The 17548-nt window shown below is 34.2% G+C and carries 18 protein-coding genes; 6 read left to right on the forward strand and 12 right to left on the reverse strand.

The window, feature by feature from the left end; all coding sequences use genetic code 11:
* Nucleotides 1–172: 172 nt before the first annotated feature.
* Together plsY and WAX78_RS04630 are read left to right on the forward strand one after the other, a co-directional pair.
* A complete protein-coding gene (gene plsY / locus WAX78_RS04625) occupies nt 173–775 on the forward strand; it encodes a glycerol-3-phosphate 1-O-acyltransferase PlsY (protein ID WP_336481090.1) in 603 nt (200 codons plus the stop codon).
* 108 nt (nt 776–883) lie between these two features.
* Nucleotides 884–1174, forward strand: a complete 291-nt coding sequence (locus tag WAX78_RS04630; RefSeq protein ID WP_336481092.1) for a HesB/YadR/YfhF family protein — start codon at nt 884–886, stop codon at nt 1172–1174.
* Nucleotides 1175–1199: 25 nt separating this feature from the next.
* Here WAX78_RS04630 and WAX78_RS04635 read toward each other — a convergent pair whose 3' ends face one another.
* Entirely contained in the window at nt 1200–1619 is a 420-nt protein-coding gene (locus tag WAX78_RS04635) for an acyl-CoA thioesterase (protein ID WP_154711127.1), read from the reverse strand.
* Between the two features lie 109 nt (nt 1620–1728).
* Between WAX78_RS04635 and WAX78_RS04640 the strand changes: the two genes are divergently transcribed.
* The gene (locus WAX78_RS04640) at nt 1729–3018 is read left to right on the forward strand and encodes a glycosyl hydrolase family 18 protein (RefSeq protein ID WP_336481093.1); all 1290 of its coding nucleotides are present in this window, start codon (nt 1729–1731) and stop codon (nt 3016–3018) included.
* 17 nt (nt 3019–3035) lie between these two features.
* Here WAX78_RS04640 and tlp read toward each other — a convergent pair whose 3' ends face one another.
* From tlp to WAX78_RS04675, 7 genes are all read right to left on the reverse strand, one after another.
* Nucleotides 3036–3263: a small acid-soluble spore protein Tlp gene (gene tlp / locus WAX78_RS04645; protein WP_336481094.1), complete on the reverse strand. Its 228-nt coding sequence runs from the start codon at nt 3261–3263 to the stop codon at nt 3036–3038.
* Between the two features lie 105 nt (nt 3264–3368).
* Nucleotides 3369–3503 (reverse strand): acid-soluble spore protein N, encoded by a 135-nt coding sequence (locus tag WAX78_RS04650; protein ID WP_098309920.1) that lies wholly within the window; start codon nt 3501–3503, stop codon nt 3369–3371.
* A 42-nt stretch (nt 3504–3545) separates the two neighbouring features.
* Complete coding sequence (locus WAX78_RS04655; protein ID WP_098309921.1) at nt 3546–3689, reverse strand: FbpB family small basic protein; 144 nt, start codon at nt 3687–3689, stop codon at nt 3546–3548.
* A gap of 274 nt (nt 3690–3963) precedes the next feature.
* Nucleotides 3964–4854 (reverse strand): 3'-5' exonuclease, encoded by an 891-nt coding sequence (locus WAX78_RS04660; protein ID WP_336481095.1) that lies wholly within the window; start codon nt 4852–4854, stop codon nt 3964–3966.
* Nucleotides 4855–5014: 160 nt separating this feature from the next.
* Nucleotides 5015–5590 carry a redoxin domain-containing protein gene (locus WAX78_RS04665; protein ID WP_336481096.1) on the reverse strand — a complete coding sequence of 192 codons (576 nt, stop codon included), beginning with the start codon at nt 5588–5590 and terminating at the stop codon, nt 5015–5017.
* 296 nt (nt 5591–5886) lie between these two features.
* Nucleotides 5887–6900 carry a hypothetical protein gene (locus WAX78_RS04670; protein ID WP_336481097.1) on the reverse strand — a complete coding sequence of 338 codons (1014 nt, stop codon included), beginning with the start codon at nt 6898–6900 and terminating at the stop codon, nt 5887–5889.
* Between the two features lie 239 nt (nt 6901–7139).
* Nucleotides 7140–7469: a hypothetical protein gene (locus tag WAX78_RS04675; protein WP_336481098.1), complete on the reverse strand. Its 330-nt coding sequence runs from the start codon at nt 7467–7469 to the stop codon at nt 7140–7142.
* A 543-nt stretch (nt 7470–8012) separates the two neighbouring features.
* Between WAX78_RS04675 and WAX78_RS04680 the strand changes: the two genes are divergently transcribed.
* Nucleotides 8013–8579, forward strand: coding sequence for a hypothetical protein (locus tag WAX78_RS04680; protein WP_336481099.1), 567 nt, complete (start codon nt 8013–8015; stop codon nt 8577–8579).
* A gap of 50 nt (nt 8580–8629) precedes the next feature.
* On the opposite strand, the gene WAX78_RS04685 is transcribed toward WAX78_RS04680, so the two are convergent.
* Both WAX78_RS04685 and WAX78_RS04690 read right to left on the reverse strand, forming a co-directional pair.
* On the reverse strand, nt 8630–10099 hold the full coding sequence (locus tag WAX78_RS04685) for an RNA-guided endonuclease InsQ/TnpB family protein (protein ID WP_336481100.1): 1470 nt from the start codon (nt 10097–10099) through the stop codon (nt 8630–8632).
* A gap of 290 nt (nt 10100–10389) precedes the next feature.
* On the reverse strand, nt 10390–11220 hold the full coding sequence (locus WAX78_RS04690; RefSeq protein WP_336481101.1) for an alpha/beta hydrolase: 831 nt from the start codon (nt 11218–11220) through the stop codon (nt 10390–10392).
* A gap of 829 nt (nt 11221–12049) precedes the next feature.
* Here WAX78_RS04690 and WAX78_RS04695 point away from each other — a divergent pair.
* A complete protein-coding gene (locus WAX78_RS04695; protein WP_336481102.1) occupies nt 12050–13429 on the forward strand; it encodes an aldehyde dehydrogenase in 1380 nt (459 codons plus the stop codon).
* A 64-nt stretch (nt 13430–13493) separates the two neighbouring features.
* On the opposite strand, the gene WAX78_RS04700 is transcribed toward WAX78_RS04695, so the two are convergent.
* Both WAX78_RS04700 and WAX78_RS04705 read right to left on the reverse strand, forming a co-directional pair.
* Entirely contained in the window at nt 13494–14183 is a 690-nt protein-coding gene (locus WAX78_RS04700; protein ID WP_336481103.1) for a hypothetical protein, read from the reverse strand.
* Between the two features lie 255 nt (nt 14184–14438).
* Nucleotides 14439–15332 carry a mechanosensitive ion channel family protein gene (locus tag WAX78_RS04705; protein WP_336481104.1) on the reverse strand — a complete coding sequence of 298 codons (894 nt, stop codon included), beginning with the start codon at nt 15330–15332 and terminating at the stop codon, nt 14439–14441.
* 596 nt (nt 15333–15928) lie between these two features.
* Here WAX78_RS04705 and WAX78_RS04710 point away from each other — a divergent pair.
* Nucleotides 15929–17146 (forward strand): aspartate aminotransferase family protein, encoded by a 1218-nt coding sequence (locus tag WAX78_RS04710; RefSeq protein WP_336481105.1) that lies wholly within the window; start codon nt 15929–15931, stop codon nt 17144–17146.
* The last annotated feature ends 402 nt before the right edge of the window (nt 17147–17548 follow it).

The raw sequence follows: 17548 nt of genomic DNA on the forward strand, positions 1-17548 counted from the left end.
AAACATTCATCGAACCTTTTATTTATCCCGCATGAACGGGCAGTAAGACCCCCACTGATGGAAGTTTCACTTTATAAAAAAGAAATGTGTTCTTTACAAATGTATGGTACAATATACGGGAAAAACTCTTTTTACCCTTTATCAACACATTTGAATAAAGGAGACTGAACTTATGCTTACATATCTTTTATTTATCGTTGCTTATTTACTTGGCTCGATTCCATCTGGACTTGTCGTTGGAAAAATTGGCTATGGAATCGATATTCGCGAGCATGGCAGCGGAAATTTAGGAGGAACGAATACATTTCGTACATTAGGGAAAAAAGCGGGTTTCATTGTTACAATTGCTGATATTCTAAAAGGAACATTAGCTACAGCTCTACCGATGATTTTCGGTTTACATATCCATCCTCTATGGTTCGGATTAGCTGCAGTACTTGGTCATGTATACCCAATCTTCGCAAAGTTCCGCGGAGGAAAAGCAGTTGCTACTTCTGCTGGCGTACTATTATGCTACGCGCCAGTTACCTTTGTAGTACTAGCTGTTATCTTTTTTACCCTACTATTTACGACGAGATACGTTTCACTTTCTTCTATGTTAACAGCTATCGTTGCTGTTATTGCAGCAATTATAAACGGGGATAAAATCTTCATTGTTGCGATGTGTTTATTAGCTGGTATGGTTATTTATCGACATCGTGCAAATATTGGACGAATTATAAATAAAACAGAGCCAAAAGCAAATTTAACAAAGAAACAACAGAAACAAAAGTAAGATTGTAACCCACATAACGCAAAAAGAAAACGCAAAGCATATAAATGGCGTCTTTTTGCGTTATTTTTTATACTAAAAGAAAAAGTAATTATGTTGGAGGAACACTAGATGAACATTTCAGTATCAAAAGAAGCAGTAAGCTGGTATAAAAATGAGCTTGGTTTACAAACAGGCGATGCTATTCGCTTTTTCATACAATACGGTGGATGTAGCACTGTTCAAAAAGGACTTTCATTAGGAATTCGTAAAGATAATCCAGCTACTCCTGCTGTACAAGTTCAAGAAGATGGCATTACTTTCTTTATTGAAGGCGATGATGAATGGTTCTTTGACGGACATAATTTATCTGTTACATTCAGTAATGATGATGAGTTCCCACAATTTCATTACGAAAAATAAAAAACGTGGCCTAAGCCACGTTTTTTCATTGTTTTTTAATCTTCTCGTATGTCTCATACCACTCTGGGTACAATTTTTTAAATGATACCGGACGAAAGCCTTCTTTTTTTGCACAAATATTTGTTGTAGACGCTGTAATACAACGTTCGCCGTTTCCATTATAAATTTCATAGCCGTACACCACGCGTAGTGGACTCACAGACTCCACCCATGTTTTCACAATTGCTTTTTCTCCGTAACGCATTGCTTTTCGATATGTAATTTGCAAATCAAGTACAGGAGATACAACCCCATCATTCTCCATTTCAACATATGAAAACCCTAAATCTTGAATTAACTTCGTACGCCCAAGTTCTAGCCATACTAAATAATTCGCATGGTACACGACACCCATTTGATCTGTCTCTGCATAACGAATGTCAATTTCTTGTTCTGCTACAAACATCGTTTTGTCTCCTTCTCGCTTGCGTTTCTTTCTACACCTTTAATCATAATACAGAGAAACTGAAAATAAAATAGAAGTGGCGGATCTTTTTCTTTAAAGGAGTGAGCATATGCTACAAATTATAACTGTGCAAAGCGGTGATAACGTATATAAATTAGCACAGAAGTACGGAACAACACCAGAAACGATTGTGAAAGATAATGGATTAAATCCAGCTCAAACACTCGTAATCGGGCAAGCATTAATCGTGAATACGGAAGGAAATACTTATTATGTACAGCCTGGCGATAGCTTATATAAAATTGCCTTAACCTACAATGTACCTCTCGCCAGTTTAGCAAAAGTGAATCATTTATCATTAAAATCCCCACTCCAAGTCGGACAACAGCTATATGTACCAAAAGGAACAAAAAAAATTATTGAATCCATTGCCTATTTACAACCATCCACAATTCCGATTAAAGAAAGCTTAGTTACTTCCACCAAAGCTATCAATCCATATTTAACCTACTTAGCCTACTTTAGCTTTGAGGCAAAGCGTGATGGAACACTGAAAGAACCTACACAAGTATCTGAAATTGTCTCAATTGCAAAACAAGGGCAGACGATTCCAATGCTCGTTATTACAAATCTTGAAAATGGAAGTTTTAGCTCTGAATTAGCAAGCATTATTTTACGCAATGAAACCATTCAAAATACGTTTATTACAAACATTTTACAAACCGCTCAAAAATACGGAATGCGTGATATCCACTTCGATTTTGAGAACTTTGCACCGGCAGACCGCGAAGCATATAATCAATTTTTACGCAAAGTAAAAACACGTCTCCCAAAAGGATATACACTAAGTACAACTGTCGTCCCAAAAACAAGTTCAACTCAAAAAGGTCCAGCTGCAGCTCATGATTATAAGGCACAAGGTGAAATTGTTGATTTCGTTGTTATTATGACATACGACTGGGGATGGCAAGGTGGACCGCCTCTTGCAGTATCTCCAATTGGTCCTGTAAAACAAGTCATTCAATATGCAAAATCACAAATGCCGCCACGTAAAATTATGATGGGACAAAACTTATACGGATTTGATTGGATTCTTCCATTCAAAGAGGGAAATCCTCCTGCAAAAGCAGTTAGTTCTGTTGCTGCTGTTGCACTTGCCCGGAAATATAATGTCCCAATTCAATACGATTTCACTTCACAAGCTCCGCATTTCAATTATTACGATGAAAACGGAGTAAAGCATGAAGTATGGTTTGAAGATGCTAGGTCTGTTCAAAGTAAGTTTAATTTAATAAAAGAACAAGGAATTCGCGGTATTAGTTATTGGAAAATCGGATTACCATTCCCGCAAAATTGGCGTCTCCTTACTGAAAATTTTTCCATTACAAAAAAAGGCTGACAACTGTCAGCCTTCTCTTATTTATTACGATATGCAGCTTCCTCTTTAATTTCTCTTCGCATTCCTTCAATACTTTCCATGCGGCGCTCATTTTTCGCTTCGATTGCTTCGCGGTCTTTCTCATTTGAAAACTCCGCAGCTTCCCTTGCTTCGTTCATATTCTCAATTGTGTTATATACCGCCTCTTGCAATTTCTCAACGTTATCACTACGATCATCTGGATTTGCTTTGTTTTGTTCTGGCATCATGTCTTCCTCCTTTATTGAAAATACATACAACATTAGTTTGTAAAAAATATCTTTAATTATGTATGCAAAAAAAGAAGGAGAATGCTTCCATTCTCCCTCTCTTTAACCGTTATCAACAATCGGTTGTTTCCCTGATTTGTCTTGCATTTGTTTTCCTTTATTACCGCCAGCTGCTCTCGATTGTGTTCCAATCTGGTTTGGAGCAAAATCTTGTGGATGTTTCTTTGGATTACCCATAATATCGCCTCCTTACAACTAGTATCATACTAGCTATAAGAATTATTCAGCCTGTTTGAAAATACGCGTTTCAAATCGCTTCTCTAATTTTTCTTCAATCCGTTCAATTGCATCACGATCATTAAGTAGTTGCCGTTTATTTTCCATTACAAGTTCTTCAAACGTTCTTCGTCGATTTCTTCTCATACTGTTCACCCTTTCTCTTTCGTTTTACTAGTATGAACAGTTAAAAAACTCCCTAATCAGATTTATGAGAAAATTTTATTTTTAGCATCATTAATCCATTTAACCACAATATAAACTGAAGTATCGTAAACAACCTTTGCACGTATCTCGCTATTCATAGGCAATAAAGTGAAACTTCCATCAGTGGGAGTCTTACTGCCCGTTCATGCGGGATAAAGTTTTGAAAAAACAAAGAAGGCAAGTGTGAGATGCCCACACTTGCAGAAGTTTCATTTTATGAACGCTGCAAAGTCTTCATTCCCTCCTCATACGCGGCAAGAATGAGGACTTCAAAAGCAACCAAATCCTCAGGCTGATCAATCATAATTCTTGTAACACCTAATTCGCTTTTTGTAGCAGGTTCACATATAACAGTCGGATACATAGCTACTATTTCCTCTTGCTCTTTATTCGTTAATACGTATTTTTTTCTTCCCTTTAGTTTAATTCTTACAAATGAATAAAGCGCTTTGATATCCAAATAATTCCCGACACAAACATGACGAATAACTGTTGTGTCTTTGTTATGCATTTCCAATATTTCTTTTATGATTTCAAAGGCTCTTTCTTCTTCTTTTGTTAAACCTTGAGAAATCACCTTCTTCTCTTTTCCATTCTTCTCTTCTACACATTTTTGATATACAGCAGCGCAAGTGAAACAATCATCTAATGCATTATGAGAGCGTACTTGAATATGTAAAAATCGTTTCAATGTTTCTAATTTATGATTTGGTACATGTTTTATATATCGTTTTGCTAAACTAAGTGTATCCAGCACTTTATTTTTTGGTGTGCCGAGTCCTAATCGTTCCATATTACTCTTTAAAAACCTCATATCAAAAGAAGCATTATGAGCAATGATCGTATCTTCTCCAATAAATGCAATAAATTCCGGTAATACTATATCAATTGTCGGAGCACTTGCCACATCAAAATTCCGAATACCTGTCAACATTGTAATGCGGCTCGGAATCATCTTTTCTGGATTCACATACGAAACAAATTGATCGGTACATATATGATTTCGATACCGAATCGCAGCCATTTGAATAATATTATCTTGATAAGGATTAAATCCTGTTGTTTCAAAATCGATTACAACATAATCACCTGTGAAATTCCCCATAATCTTCTCCTTAGCTTTTTATTTACATTATAACTTAACATAATGAAAGAAGCTCAATTAGCCTTTAAATAGAAAAATGGAATGGCACATATACCATTCCTTTTTCATCTTTTATCCCGCTATTCACGGGCAGTTCTTCCCCACGGATGGAAGTTTCACTTTATTTTAATTTCGCAACTCTTTTCTCCATTTCCTTCACCGTCATCGGTCCAATAAATTTATCCTGGATAACTCCTTTTGTATCAATAAAATATGAAGTTGGAATTGTAATAACTTTATAGGTAGTCGTTACTTTTATATCTGTATCAAGAAGAATCGGAAAAGTAAGCCCTTTCCCTTCTGCAAATTTTTGGACCTTCTCTTTTCCATTAGCCCCTTCTGACGCTGTATAATTCACCGCCAATACTTCTACATCTTTCTGATACTTATCATAAAATGCCTGTATATCCGGCATTTCTTGCTGACATGGACCACACCACGTTGCCCAAAAATTCACAATAACTTTCTTACCTTTTAAATCAGAAAGCTTCACCTTTGTACCATCAAGCTTGGACAATTCAAATTCAGGCGCTATTTTCCCAATTTCAATCCCATTTTGTGCAATTGCTTCTTTTACATCCTCTGTACTTTGCTTTTGATTGTCTGTTACTTGCGCTTTCTCTTTTCCAAACTGCTCATATATTGCATAACCAGCTAAACATAATAACACAACAACAATAGATATTTTCCGCCACATATGCACCATTCCTTATATTTTATCTTTATCCCCAAGATCCTCAATGATGAAAGTTTTACTTTATTTTAGCTTATACGGACAAAGATGGAAATATTCTCTATGGAAAGAAACATATATTTTGTAAACGAAAATGCAGTTCATGATGTGATGAATCTGTTTCTTGGGTGAGAGTAGCTTTCTTAGAAACGGGAGATATAGAACTATTTTCAACCAAATAAATGAGGTTTCGCTTCGGAGCGAAACCTCTCTTTATCTTGGATTTTTATATGGTAGCTTAGTAGTTAATAAATCAGATTTTATTCGTCTGGATTCGTCACAACAAATGTTATATCTTCCCAGTTTTTATCAAACGTTAAGGTTGTCTCGTCTAGCTTTTTACCATCTTCTAGAGAATAGCTATGAATTTCTCCTCGTTTTTTCCCGCTTCTTGAAGATTTACCTGTATATTGATAAAGGATGTATATTTTCTTTTGTTCAATTTGAATATCTGCAATTCCGCCCTCTTTTTGTTCTACTTCATTAAAAAAGGCTGATGTATCTTGTATAGAGTAAGTTTTAATCGTTTCATAGTTGGTATTTAATACTTGGATATTCGCAGACTGATCAAATATGTATAATTCATTATTTATGACTTCTAAGTGCATTGGTACTGATTTCAATAAAATTTCCTTTTCAATACTTCCGTTGTCCGGATTAATAATAACAAGTCTTGTTGGTAATTTTTGATTTACGGTATCGCTAAGTGACAATACAAGCTTGTCATTCCAAACTTGAAACATGGATTTATGATAAGTAGAAGCGAATAATACATCTTGATTTGGAATTTCTACTTCTTTTAATAATTTATTAGTAGAAAGATTGATAGAAGATACATATAACTTTTGAATTGTTTGAGAGAAAGCGTATAAAGTATTATTTATAATATGAGCACCCTGTATAGTACCTTTTAATTTGATATGTTGTTGTGTCTGTCCTTTTTTTCCATATACTAATTCGCTTATGTAACCGTCCTTTTCATTTGACATACCAATATTCATATCATAAAAGACATATCCATGTTCTGCTTGGATAAAATAGGCGGCTGCACTTTTATCTTGTAAATCTTTTGGTTTAGATACAATTTCAATCTGTCCTTGTTTTGTAACACTATAATGTTTGTCATTTCGACTAGAAGAGAAATAGTATCCATTCTCGTCTTTGGCATTTGTGATAATACTTTGTCCTTCAATAGGAGCCTTCGCTAAAACATTCCCTTCTTTATCGTATGTTGTCAGGTACCCCCCCGTTTTAAATCCATTCGTATAGGACACTAAATATTCTGCCTTACTGATTTGTTTTAATGTTTTCTCACTACTTCTAGGGGATAAGGAGGTGCTACTTTCATTAGATATACAGGAAGTTAAAAAAATTATACAACATAAAATAGAAACACTAGATAAAAAAAGATTCCTCATATGTTTTTAACCCACCTTCACTTATATACTAATTTAATACTAAAGCGACCATTAACAAACCGTTGATGGTCGCTTTTAGAATTTTCTACATTTAATTAATTAGAGTAGAAAATTGTTGTATTACCTGACTTAACTACCTCCATCGGTGAAACAACTGTATCAAATTTGTTGTAATCGATATTGATTCCTTGCTGTTCCCAAGAACGCCAAGCTAATTGAGAGCAGTAGAAAGAGCTAGTAGAGAATTTGTTAAAAAAATTCTTGTTATAAGGACTACCAACCTTACTTTGTGAATAGCCCGCAGCATTATAATACATCGTATTGGAAGCACCTTTTACCCAGAGACCATATACATTGGATCTTCCTTTCCACGTATTTGGATAATATTGTACACCATCTTTGCCAATAGGGCTCCAGGATTTCAAAAAAGACTCTATGGAACGGGTGTAATCTCTAGATACAATAGCAGCATGCCCTACCCCGATGGAAGAACTTCCAGAGTTAATCTCATAGCTTACTAATACATCTCCTTTTGTACCAAGTGGAGATCTTGTTGCAAGTGTAGAAATTGTAGATTTAGTTTTAGAGTCAGATAAGATATCTCTATATTCTGGATCATTAAGTTTTACATATTCTCCTTCACTTACCTTCGCACCAGATACGGAGTTTTGTTGAGAATTTTTTAATTTTTTAGTTTTGCAATATCGTTAGCTGCTTTTTGTTTTGCTTCTGTTTCAAAGAATTTTTTATCCTTTTCAGCTGTTTTTATGTACCCCTGAATTTGTGTGCTCGTATAAAATAAAACAATATTAAAAACCAAGAGATACACTTGCCTCTTCGGTCAACAAGACAAAATTAAGATTTCAACCCTCATAATAAGAGAAAACAGATATTTTCTAGTGCAATTTAATACAACCTTCATTACATACGGGGACTTATTCCCAAAGCAATGTCATACAAATTAATAAATGATATCTTTCATACACGGCATGATAAAATCCCACTCCGCTATTGTGCAATTGTTATTATCACTAAATATAATATTGCTTGAGTTAATCGCATATACGTATCCGAGTGAAGTAACAAGTGTAAGCAAAACATTAGGGCTCTTTTTGTTTGTTGTAGATACTACTCATTTATTTGTATTTACAAAATATATATTTTATTACATTCAGAAAGAAGAAGGAGTGAACGATATGGAAGAGCATCCAATTGCTAAAGAATTACGAATGATAAGGGTATGTCTCGTTATACTCATCATCGTTACATTATTTTCAGGTGGAGTCAAAGTGATTAAGACTTCTTCAAACCATCAAAACGTTCGACCTACAAATAACGAAGTATATGACAAAAACAATATGACACAAATTGGAGAGAATACATTCGTTGTTAGAAACACCGATCCTAACAGCGGCGGTTACAATACAGTCAAAATCTTTACATACAATCCAAAAACAAACAAAATAACTCAAGTAAAAGAATTCAACTTTGAAAACTCCTTCAAATATGGGTATCTATTAAATCAAAGTGAATGAATACTCCCCCACTTAGCAAAGCTTGAAGTGGGGGTTTCTAACGTTTCGACCTAACGGACGATTAACGTCAGTGGAGTTAACACACTAGCGAGCTGTTTCACGCCTAACCCCTCTATCCCGTTTGTCCATGCATTCGGGACTACTTTTCGTAAAATATTAGCCGCAGCATTTACGTCTGCGTTGATTTCGATTCCTTTTGCAGAACGATACATACCACGCTTCATTCGTTTTCCTGAAAATGTTGCATTTTGGTCGTTTGTTCTATAAGTTGGAATAAAGTCATGATCTAGAAAACTTGCTTTTGATGTGTAAGATTCCTCGGTTACAATAACTTGAATGCCTACTGCATTTGCTTTGTATGTAATCATTTGAATCAATACACTATGCGAGATATGGCAAAACGTTTGGTTATTTTTCTTTCCCATATTCGTTTCCTGCTTCCAACTTTTGTTTTGACCAATAACGATTTTACAAACTTCCTCTTCTTGAGCTAGTTTTACAATATGATGACTAGCTTTATGGAAGATGTCTTTTATTTTCAGGTAACGCTTTTGGTGAAGTTTTTCTATTCTTTTAGAAGTAAAAGGTCCTTCCTTTGTTTGTTTACCTTTCCTGAGAACACTTGTAAAATGGCTCTTCATTTTATTGTAATATTGATTTATGCTTTTGACATGTTTGCCCTTAACAAGTACAGGTTTCATACCTGTGTTTGTTACAATGGTTGCAAGATTATCAATACCTAAATCAATACTCATATAACGCCCATTCTCTTCAACGGATTGTTGTTCTGAAGGAACATCTGTCACCAATTCCACTACATATTCATTGTATTTTGGAATGACACGAACTTGCTTCAATTTACCTTCAGTAAATCCTAATTTCCCAATGTTTAATTGCAATTTTGTCTTTGGAAACTTTAGAAACTTATCATTTTTAATGACACAATCTTGATTTGTATACAGAATCTCTTTTTCAGAAGAACGAATATATTTGGGAATTCTAGGTCTTCCAGTATATTTATTTGGATTCTTTTTATAATCTTTTAAACTAGCAAAAAAAGACTTCCAATTTTGGAATACATTTTTCATGATGGATTGACTAGATTGAGTAGGCAAAGCACGATAATCATTCTGAATCATGGCTTTAAATAATGCATCCAGAAAATTATAATCTACATAAGGTTTTTCTGTAGTTGGTTCTGAAAACAAATTACATTTCACTTCTTTTTGTTTTTCTTTTGGTTTTGTTTTCTCTTTTTCCAATTTCTTTTGATAGGCAAGAAGTTGTGTATCATTCATCTTCTTAATATTTTTGGAAATTATATCCAAAACTTCTTTTTGTAAAGGTTGCAACTCCTTATCTTGTGTCAAACCTGTATACACTTGTCGTATATAAAAGTTTGTCGTGTTGTACATATTCTTAGCATTTTGGCAAGATTCTTGAAAATAAGAATACATACGATGTCCTTTTTTAATCCAAATCTGAAGAGTTTTATAATTTGTTTGATTTTCCATTGTCATTTTTCACCTCCTTGTTAAGGATATTATACCAAAACAAGAACGTATGTTTCTGTTATTTTTTGAACATAAAATATTTTTTTCGATTCACCTCACCACCTTCACATATGTTTAGAGGTGGGAGTCCTCTCGAAAGGTATGATAGAAGTATATAAAAAAGAGATCGAATAACGATCTCTTTTTTATAGGCCTAAATCTAAAATAAACATTACAAGCTACGACTCACTTACACCCTTCCCTTTTGGCACATGCAGTTGTATTTCAAGACAATGAATATAGTAATATCGTGTTTATTACAAAGAGTGAATGAAAGCTTTCATTTTACTTAACGCAAGTTCATCTTGCAAATGAGCATAATGTCCACCATTTAATTCTTGAATATCAATACTAGGGTGCTTTTTCTTAATATACATAATCTTTTTCTTAATTTTATTTTGTAATTTCATAGGCTGCTGATACCGATTTCCATAAAACAATATGCTCGGAACTTGTATAGAAGTTAAGATTCTAGGAAGATTGGTTCGATATAGCGCTAATAATAAACTAATACCCTCTGTATTGGCTGGTTGTTGATTTTTTATCGCTTGTCTTGTGTACTCATTATCTGGAAATCCATGTTTTTCTATTTGGGATTTTATTCTTTCTTCATCCTTCGCTTCATTAGACGGTTTATCATCTTCTTTACCTAACATTTTATTACCGAAACATCTATGTAAAACACTAATAAACGGAACCATATATCCTAATTTCCCAAACATCTTCACAGGAAACAGCGGTATTTTATCATATCCTATGTCTAATAACACAAGTCCCGCTACTTGAGATGAATAATGAGAAGCATAGGATAAACAGATGGCTCCTCCTAATGAATGTCCAATTAAAATAACTTTTTCCACATTTAACTTAGTAATATAACGATGTAACCATTTAGCAGCGTCTTCTAATTTTATAACTCCGTCCAAGCCCTTACTCTGTCCAATACCAGGTAAATCAATCATATGCACTTGGTAAGAATCTTTTACAGAATCAGCTATATGCAACCCTATATCACCTGACCAACCTGTTCCTGGCAGAAAGATAATTGGTTGACCATTTCCCACAACCCTTACAAAATGTTCATGCATCATCATTTTCTCCCTTAGCAGTTCTATATTACAATTATACAATATATTACCATAAATGAGTGAATATTCATTTTATTTTTTTCGTATTTGCTCATATTTCAATACATGATTAGAGCAGGACTGATTATCCCCTTTACCGAATACATTCCTATAAAATGAAAGTCATTTTCAAGAAACATGTACAAATTACTTCGAATCATGATGTTCATTAATGCAATAGCAATCGTTACATGCGTGACATATACCCAAAAGGAGTGATTACCATTTCAGAAATCACACAAATACTGATTACTTGGGCCGGATTCTTCGCTCTTATATTTCTCGTGACAAGAACTGTAAGAGTTTTACAGTATCGCAGCTGGAGAACATTTATAACAGTACATTTCGGAAAAGATTTTATTATTACTATAAATATATGGATTATCTTACTTTGGATTTTTCATTCAAACTTTCCAGGCCAATTTACTTACATATTAGATTTCTACTACAGAGACTCCATTCTATTTATAGCCCTGGAATCATTGTTTATCGGAATGATCTGCGGAGCAGCTATTTACTTCTTTACTAAAAATAAATACGGCAGTATTCTTTTAAGCGTACCATTTAGTGCATTGTATCTTTTTGTTATGTATCATTACTCATTTCACATCTTCTTAATGGTTATTGAAATAAGTATGCAATATCTTTTCATCAATTGGATTGAAAAGATATACAAATAAGTACATTAGGCTTTAGGATTCCCGTATTAAGGAGACTATTGAGGTGATGAGCATAGAAAATAATAGTATGATCCAAGATTTACTTACTTGCTATTGGAGGGATTTCCCTAATGGTTGATAATATTCAACAACTCATTCAAGAGCATAGACAATTTTTCCATAATGATTATACAAGAAGTCTTCAATTTCGCCTTGAACAGTTAGAAAAATTTAAAAATTCTATTCGAAAATATGAAAATCAATTGCTGAACGCATTATATCAAGATTTACGCAAAAGCGAGTTTGAAGGGTATGCTGCAGAAATTGGTTTCGCATTTAACAGTATCAACTTTATAATGAAATACCTAAAACAGTGGATGAAACCTCAAAAAGTAAAAACACCTATTCATTTTGCACCTTCCAAAAGTTACATAATAAAAGAGCCATACGGTACAGTGCTAATTATTGGCCCTTTTAATTATCCATTCCAATCACTAATTGAACCTCTTATTGGGGCAATTGCGGCAGGAAATTGTGTAGTTCTCAAGCCTTCAGAAAATGCACCAAATGTTTCAGCTGTAATTAACAAAATGATAAGTGAAACGTTTGATAAGCAATATATTCGTGTAATTGAAGGAGACAGAGAAACAACTTCTTTATTGATTCATGCACCATTTGACCATATCTTTTTTACTGGTAGCGTTCAAGTTGGAAAAATTGTCATGGAAGCTGCAGCGAAAAATCTTGTACCAGTAACATTAGAACTTGGTGGAAAAGGACCAGCTATTGTCGATGAAACCGCTAACCTCGATATAGCAGCCAAACGCATTATCTGGGGAAAATTCATAAATGCTGGGCAATCCTGTATTGCACCTGATTATGTTATTGTACACAAATCTGTTAAGGTAAAACTGATTTCGAAAATGAAAGAAATCATCACAAATTTTTATGGATCAGATGTATCAAAAAGCAATGATTACGGTCGAATTGTTAATGAGAGACAATTTGATAGACTTATTTCTATATTAGAGCAAGACCAAAATTATATAGTATTTGGTGGAAATTCATCTAGAAGCCATCTATATATTGAACCAACACTTCTTGAAGTAAAATCATGGGATGATGCAGCTATGAAAGAAGAAATTTTCGGACCGATTTTACCAATTATGGAGTACAATGATTTAGATGAGGTCATTCATATGGTTAACAGCCATCCCAAACCGTTAGCCTTGTATGTGTTTACTGAAAATAAAAATGTTGAAAAACAGGTATTAGGACGAATTTCTTTTGGGGGAGGATGCGTCAATGATACCATGTCACATATGGCTAATCTCCACTTGCCTTTTGGTGGAGTAGGAAATGCAGGGTTCGGTGCTTATCATGGAAAACATAGTTTTGATACTTTTACACATCGTAAAAGCATTTTAAAGAAAAGCTCAAAGATAGACTTAGGGCTTGTATTTCCACCGTATAAGAACAAAATTAAAATTTTGCGAAAGATTTTTAAATAATAAGAAAGAAACTGTTTACTGAACATAGGGTATGGCAACCAAAAGTAAAATAGGAGTGGAATACCTAATTTAACATATTTCCGAAAGAAGTCCCCATCTTCAAGCGCGTAACAGGCAGTAGCCTAGCGGTAAGGTGGGGATGAATTTCGGTTAGGCACAGCCTAACTCCTTGTAAGAACAACCAATTGTTATTATGGTGGATACATTCTATATCCGATATCTTCACTTGTTTATAGGATTTAGACGGATTTTGTATATAGTGTCCATCGATATCTTGTACGTATACCATTTTCCCTGTAAACCCCGTTACGAATCCTATTTGTCCAAATCCTTTCACCTTATCACCTAAATAGATTCCATCTACATGTGATGTATTTTTCTTATTTCGATTTGCATTTGTATTTTTCGTTTTCCTTCCTTTTCTTGCAGTTGCTTCATGGAGAGAACGCTTTTTCTTTCTAAATTGTTTGATGCGAAATTCACCACTTTGGTCATATTCTTGTAACCGTTTTGGATTTGTAATCGCGATGACGTCGTGTGCATGTGTTTTAGATAAACGTAGCTCTTTTCGTCTTAGTGCTGTGCAACTGCCATACGTAATCTCACAATCTAAACGCCTCACAATTTGTAAACGTAGTATATTCATAAAAGTTGTTTCTTTATATTGTTTTGGTTTCTTGAAATTGTGTTTGATTTTCCCTTGATGGAATTTTTGATGACATTCTTCATGTACCGTTACAAGGTTATCTGCCATATCAGAGCCACCATAGAGCCAAGAACTAGGGAATCATTCTTGAGTATGCAACCTACGAACGGAGTCTATAAAAGACTAAGGCTAGACAACCAGGGCTTTTTACAAGCCCCACTTCAAAACGCGTTAGCGTTTAAGTGGTGGGTAGTTGCCCCCTTAAGCTCATCGAAATCTGCCGGTCTACAAACCCAAATTCTAAATATAATTTCCAATCACACCTCATAAACTGACCTAGGTTCTCCAATCAGCTAGTTTTCTTTACCTGCTTGGTGAAAGCTGCTCTCCAGGAACCTCCTGTAATTTTTCAGTATGAACGAACATATTCGCTGCTGGCATTTGTACTTGATTCTCATGGAATATAGACATTAGTTCAAACCTTACTTGCCTGGAGGTTTCAAAATACTCCTCAGGTTTAACCAAACCTACAATACAAAATTCATACCCAACATATTTAAGATTTGGATTTAAGTCTGTAACACCAACATATTGAAATGATTCAACAGCCTCGTCCTCTATCCTATATAGGCTTTGTTCCAATTTTTCATTGCAGATAACACATACTTTTTCTAACAATTCCTTTATTCTTGTAGGATCTTCCTGATAACTTACCGTAATCCGTTCAAGAACCCGCATCCAGCCTTTGTTAAAATTTTGTATCGTTCTAATCTCTCCATGTGGGATGGTAAGGAGTTTTCCCGACCATTCACGAATTTGCATAAAGCGAATACCGATTTCCTCAATGGTACCTGAACTTGTTCCGTTAAAAGTAACGAAATCGCCAACACGAAACTCTTTGTCCGTTAATCTTGCGAACCCTAATATAACATCTTTTAGCATCTGTTGTGCAGCAAAACCGATGACAACTCCGGCAATCCCTGCACCTGTAAGAATACCTTTTATATCTACAAATTGACTAATTAGATAAAAAGCAAGACTGATTAAAATTCCATACCTTAAAATTGAACGAATTACACTTTGAATCGTCTGTTCTACTTCTTCATCAAAAAAGCTTGACTTCCTAAAGAACCAATCAATAATACGGTTTATGACAAAGGAAAAAGTCATGAGGACCAAAGCAAATAGTATAAATCTTAAAAGTAAAAACTCCCTTACATAATTAAAAAATTCCTCAGTAACAGTTAATAAATTCATCCATCCACTTCCTTGACTATGTATTTTGATTTTTATTCACAGTTCATCTTCAACAATATAAACCTTTAACGAAACAACTTATTGTCACTCAACAGTTCCTTAATCGTTCTTTCAATTCCAGATGTTCCTTTCCTTTTTACTATAAATATACCCCTTTAGATTATCTAAAGGGGTATAAAGGTGCAATTTTTTATAAACGGGACGACTTTATTTCAAATCCAAGGTGAAGGTGAGATCAAAGATAATAAACATGTCTATACTTTATCTACTTATGATAAAGATGGTGACGAAAAAAAGTTACCTTCACTAGTCAAAAACCAAATAATGAAAAAAAATGCATTTTTTTCATTTTTTTATTAAACAAGAGGACGAAAAGAAAACAGATATACCAGACACTTACATACAAAATTCAAATTAGTAACATACCGCTAGAAGAAAAAAACGTATATGTAGTGGACCTGTTGAAACAAAAAGAATTATGAAAAAATGAATATTGTGAAGGAAATGCTTTTGATGAAATTTTAAGGTTTATTTATATAAATTCTGTTTTGCTTTTGAAAATAAGAAAAGGGACGAAAAACTAGGAGGAATTTTTCATGACGGATTGGTTTCAATTAGATAAAGAATACATTATGTCTACGTATTGTCGTACGAATATTGCGATGGAAAGAGGAGAAGGTTGTAAACTGTATGATGTGAACGGTAAAGAATATTTAGATCTATTTTCCGGTGTAGGTGTGAATTTATTAGGCTACAATCATCCTAACATTGTGCAAACTACATTAGAACAAGTTACGAAATGCTTGCATCTTCCATTCCATTTTTTAAATCCAGTGGCGATTGACTATGCAAAGAAATTAGTTGATTATACTTTGCAAAATGGTAAGGTCTTCTACACAAACTCAGGTACTGAAGCGACAGAAACAACATTGAAATTAATTGACAAATATAGATCTATAACAAACGAAGAACGTGAAGGAGTAGTTGTACTGAAAGATAGTTTCCACGGGCGTACATTAGGAGCTCTTCACTTTACAAGACAAGAAAATATATATCAAAATTTCCCGAAAACATCTATCCCTGTATATGAAGTGGAACGAGAAAATTTAGAAGAACTAGAAAGAACGATTATTAATGAAAATCCCATTGCAATTATGCTAGAGCCTGTACTAGGAAGTGGCGGGATATTTCCTTTATCAAGTGAATATTTAGAAGGGGTTCAGCTTCTATGTGAAAAATATAGTGTAATTCTAATTTTTGATGAAATACAAAGTGGTATGGGCAGAACAGGAAAATTATTTGCATATCAAAACTTCAATATTACACCAGACATTATTCAATTTGGTAAAGGGGCAGGAGGCGGGATACCGCTAGGAGGAATCATTGTAGGTGAAAAGCTATGTGATGTATTTTCACCAGGAGATCATGGAACAACATTTGCTCATTCATCAATGGGAACGGCTTTAGGATTAACGGTATTAAAAACATTAATTGATGATGGTTTAATGCAGGAAGCTTATGAAACGTCACTATATTTAAATGATAAACTTCAAGAAATTCAGAAGGAGAATTCTTATTTTATTAAAGAGGTACGTCACTCTGGGATGATGTTTGGAATTAGTTTGAATGATACGAGTGAAAACGTAAAGAAATTGCAGTTAGAGTTATTGAATAGAGGGATGTTAGTCGATGTCACCCAAGGGAATATCATCCGCTTACTTCCGCCGTATATTATTACGAAAGAAGAGATTGATACATTTGTTAATGAGTTTATTTCTTGTATTCATAGTTTAACAGCTGTAGCAAGTATTTGATTTCAATGTATAATATTTCTACCACAAGGGGTACCGCCACATGCCCATCAACCTAAGATTTTGAAGTATCCCCAAAACGAAAATTTCATCCTTTCATAGTTGTCCATAGAAATTTAGTTCATTTTTTTGTTTTGGGGAAGAATGTATTTCTTAACTTGATAGCGATGTGGTGGGACCCCATTTTTGTTTTGTTAGCTTGATAGCGATGTGACGTGACCCCTGAATAACTGATTCTTCTACCGAGATAATTTCTTTTTGATAAAATATGTGACTTTCTTTCCTTACATATACTTCTTGTAATATAGGATCGAGAAATTGCAAAGAATATCGAGTTCCATATTGATTGGAATGTTGTACATTAACAAATGTTGCTAAGTATCCACATATATTACTTTAAAATAA

This window comes from Bacillus yunxiaonensis, assembly GCF_037104695.1.
In the GTDB taxonomy this organism is placed as follows: Bacteria; Bacillota; Bacilli; order Bacillales; family Bacillaceae_G; genus Bacillus_A; species Bacillus_A yunxiaonensis.

Excerpts from the sequence above, each read along its gene's own strand:
- WAX78_RS04635 (WP_154711127.1), bottom strand. The coding sequence starts at position 1,619 with ATGTTTGTAGCAGAACAAGAAATTGACATTCGTTATGCAGAGACAGAT.
- WAX78_RS04650 (WP_098309920.1), bottom strand. The coding sequence starts at position 3,503 with ATGGGTAATCCAAAGAAACATCCACAAGATTTTGCTCCAAACCAGATT.
- WAX78_RS04665 (WP_336481096.1), bottom strand. The coding sequence starts at position 5,590 with ATGTGGCGGAAAATATCTATTGTTGTTGTGTTATTATGTTTAGCTGGT.
- WAX78_RS04685 (WP_336481100.1), bottom strand. The coding sequence starts at position 10,099 with ATGACAATGGAAAATCAAACAAATTATAAAACTCTTCAGATTTGGATT.
- WAX78_RS04690 (WP_336481101.1), bottom strand. The coding sequence starts at position 11,220 with ATGCATGAACATTTTGTAAGGGTTGTGGGAAATGGTCAACCAATTATC.
- WAX78_RS04660 (WP_336481095.1), bottom strand. The coding sequence starts at position 4,854 with ATGGGGAATTTCACAGGTGATTATGTTGTAATCGATTTTGAAACAACA.
- WAX78_RS04680 (WP_336481099.1), top strand. The coding sequence starts at position 8,013 with ATGATATCTTTCATACACGGCATGATAAAATCCCACTCCGCTATTGTG.
- plsY (WP_336481090.1), top strand. The coding sequence starts at position 173 with ATGCTTACATATCTTTTATTTATCGTTGCTTATTTACTTGGCTCGATT.
- WAX78_RS04705 (WP_336481104.1), bottom strand. The coding sequence starts at position 15,332 with ATGAATTTATTAACTGTTACTGAGGAATTTTTTAATTATGTAAGGGAG.
- WAX78_RS04695 (WP_336481102.1), top strand. The coding sequence starts at position 12,050 with ATGGTTGATAATATTCAACAACTCATTCAAGAGCATAGACAATTTTTC.
- WAX78_RS04700 (WP_336481103.1), bottom strand. The coding sequence starts at position 14,183 with ATGGCAGATAACCTTGTAACGGTACATGAAGAATGTCATCAAAAATTC.
- WAX78_RS04655 (WP_098309921.1), bottom strand. The coding sequence starts at position 3,689 with ATGAGAAGAAATCGACGAAGAACGTTTGAAGAACTTGTAATGGAAAAT.
- WAX78_RS04630 (WP_336481092.1), top strand. The coding sequence starts at position 884 with ATGAACATTTCAGTATCAAAAGAAGCAGTAAGCTGGTATAAAAATGAG.
- WAX78_RS04640 (WP_336481093.1), top strand. The coding sequence starts at position 1,729 with ATGCTACAAATTATAACTGTGCAAAGCGGTGATAACGTATATAAATTA.
- WAX78_RS04710 (WP_336481105.1), top strand. The coding sequence starts at position 15,929 with ATGACGGATTGGTTTCAATTAGATAAAGAATACATTATGTCTACGTAT.
- tlp (WP_336481094.1), bottom strand. The coding sequence starts at position 3,263 with ATGCCAGAACAAAACAAAGCAAATCCAGATGATCGTAGTGATAACGTT.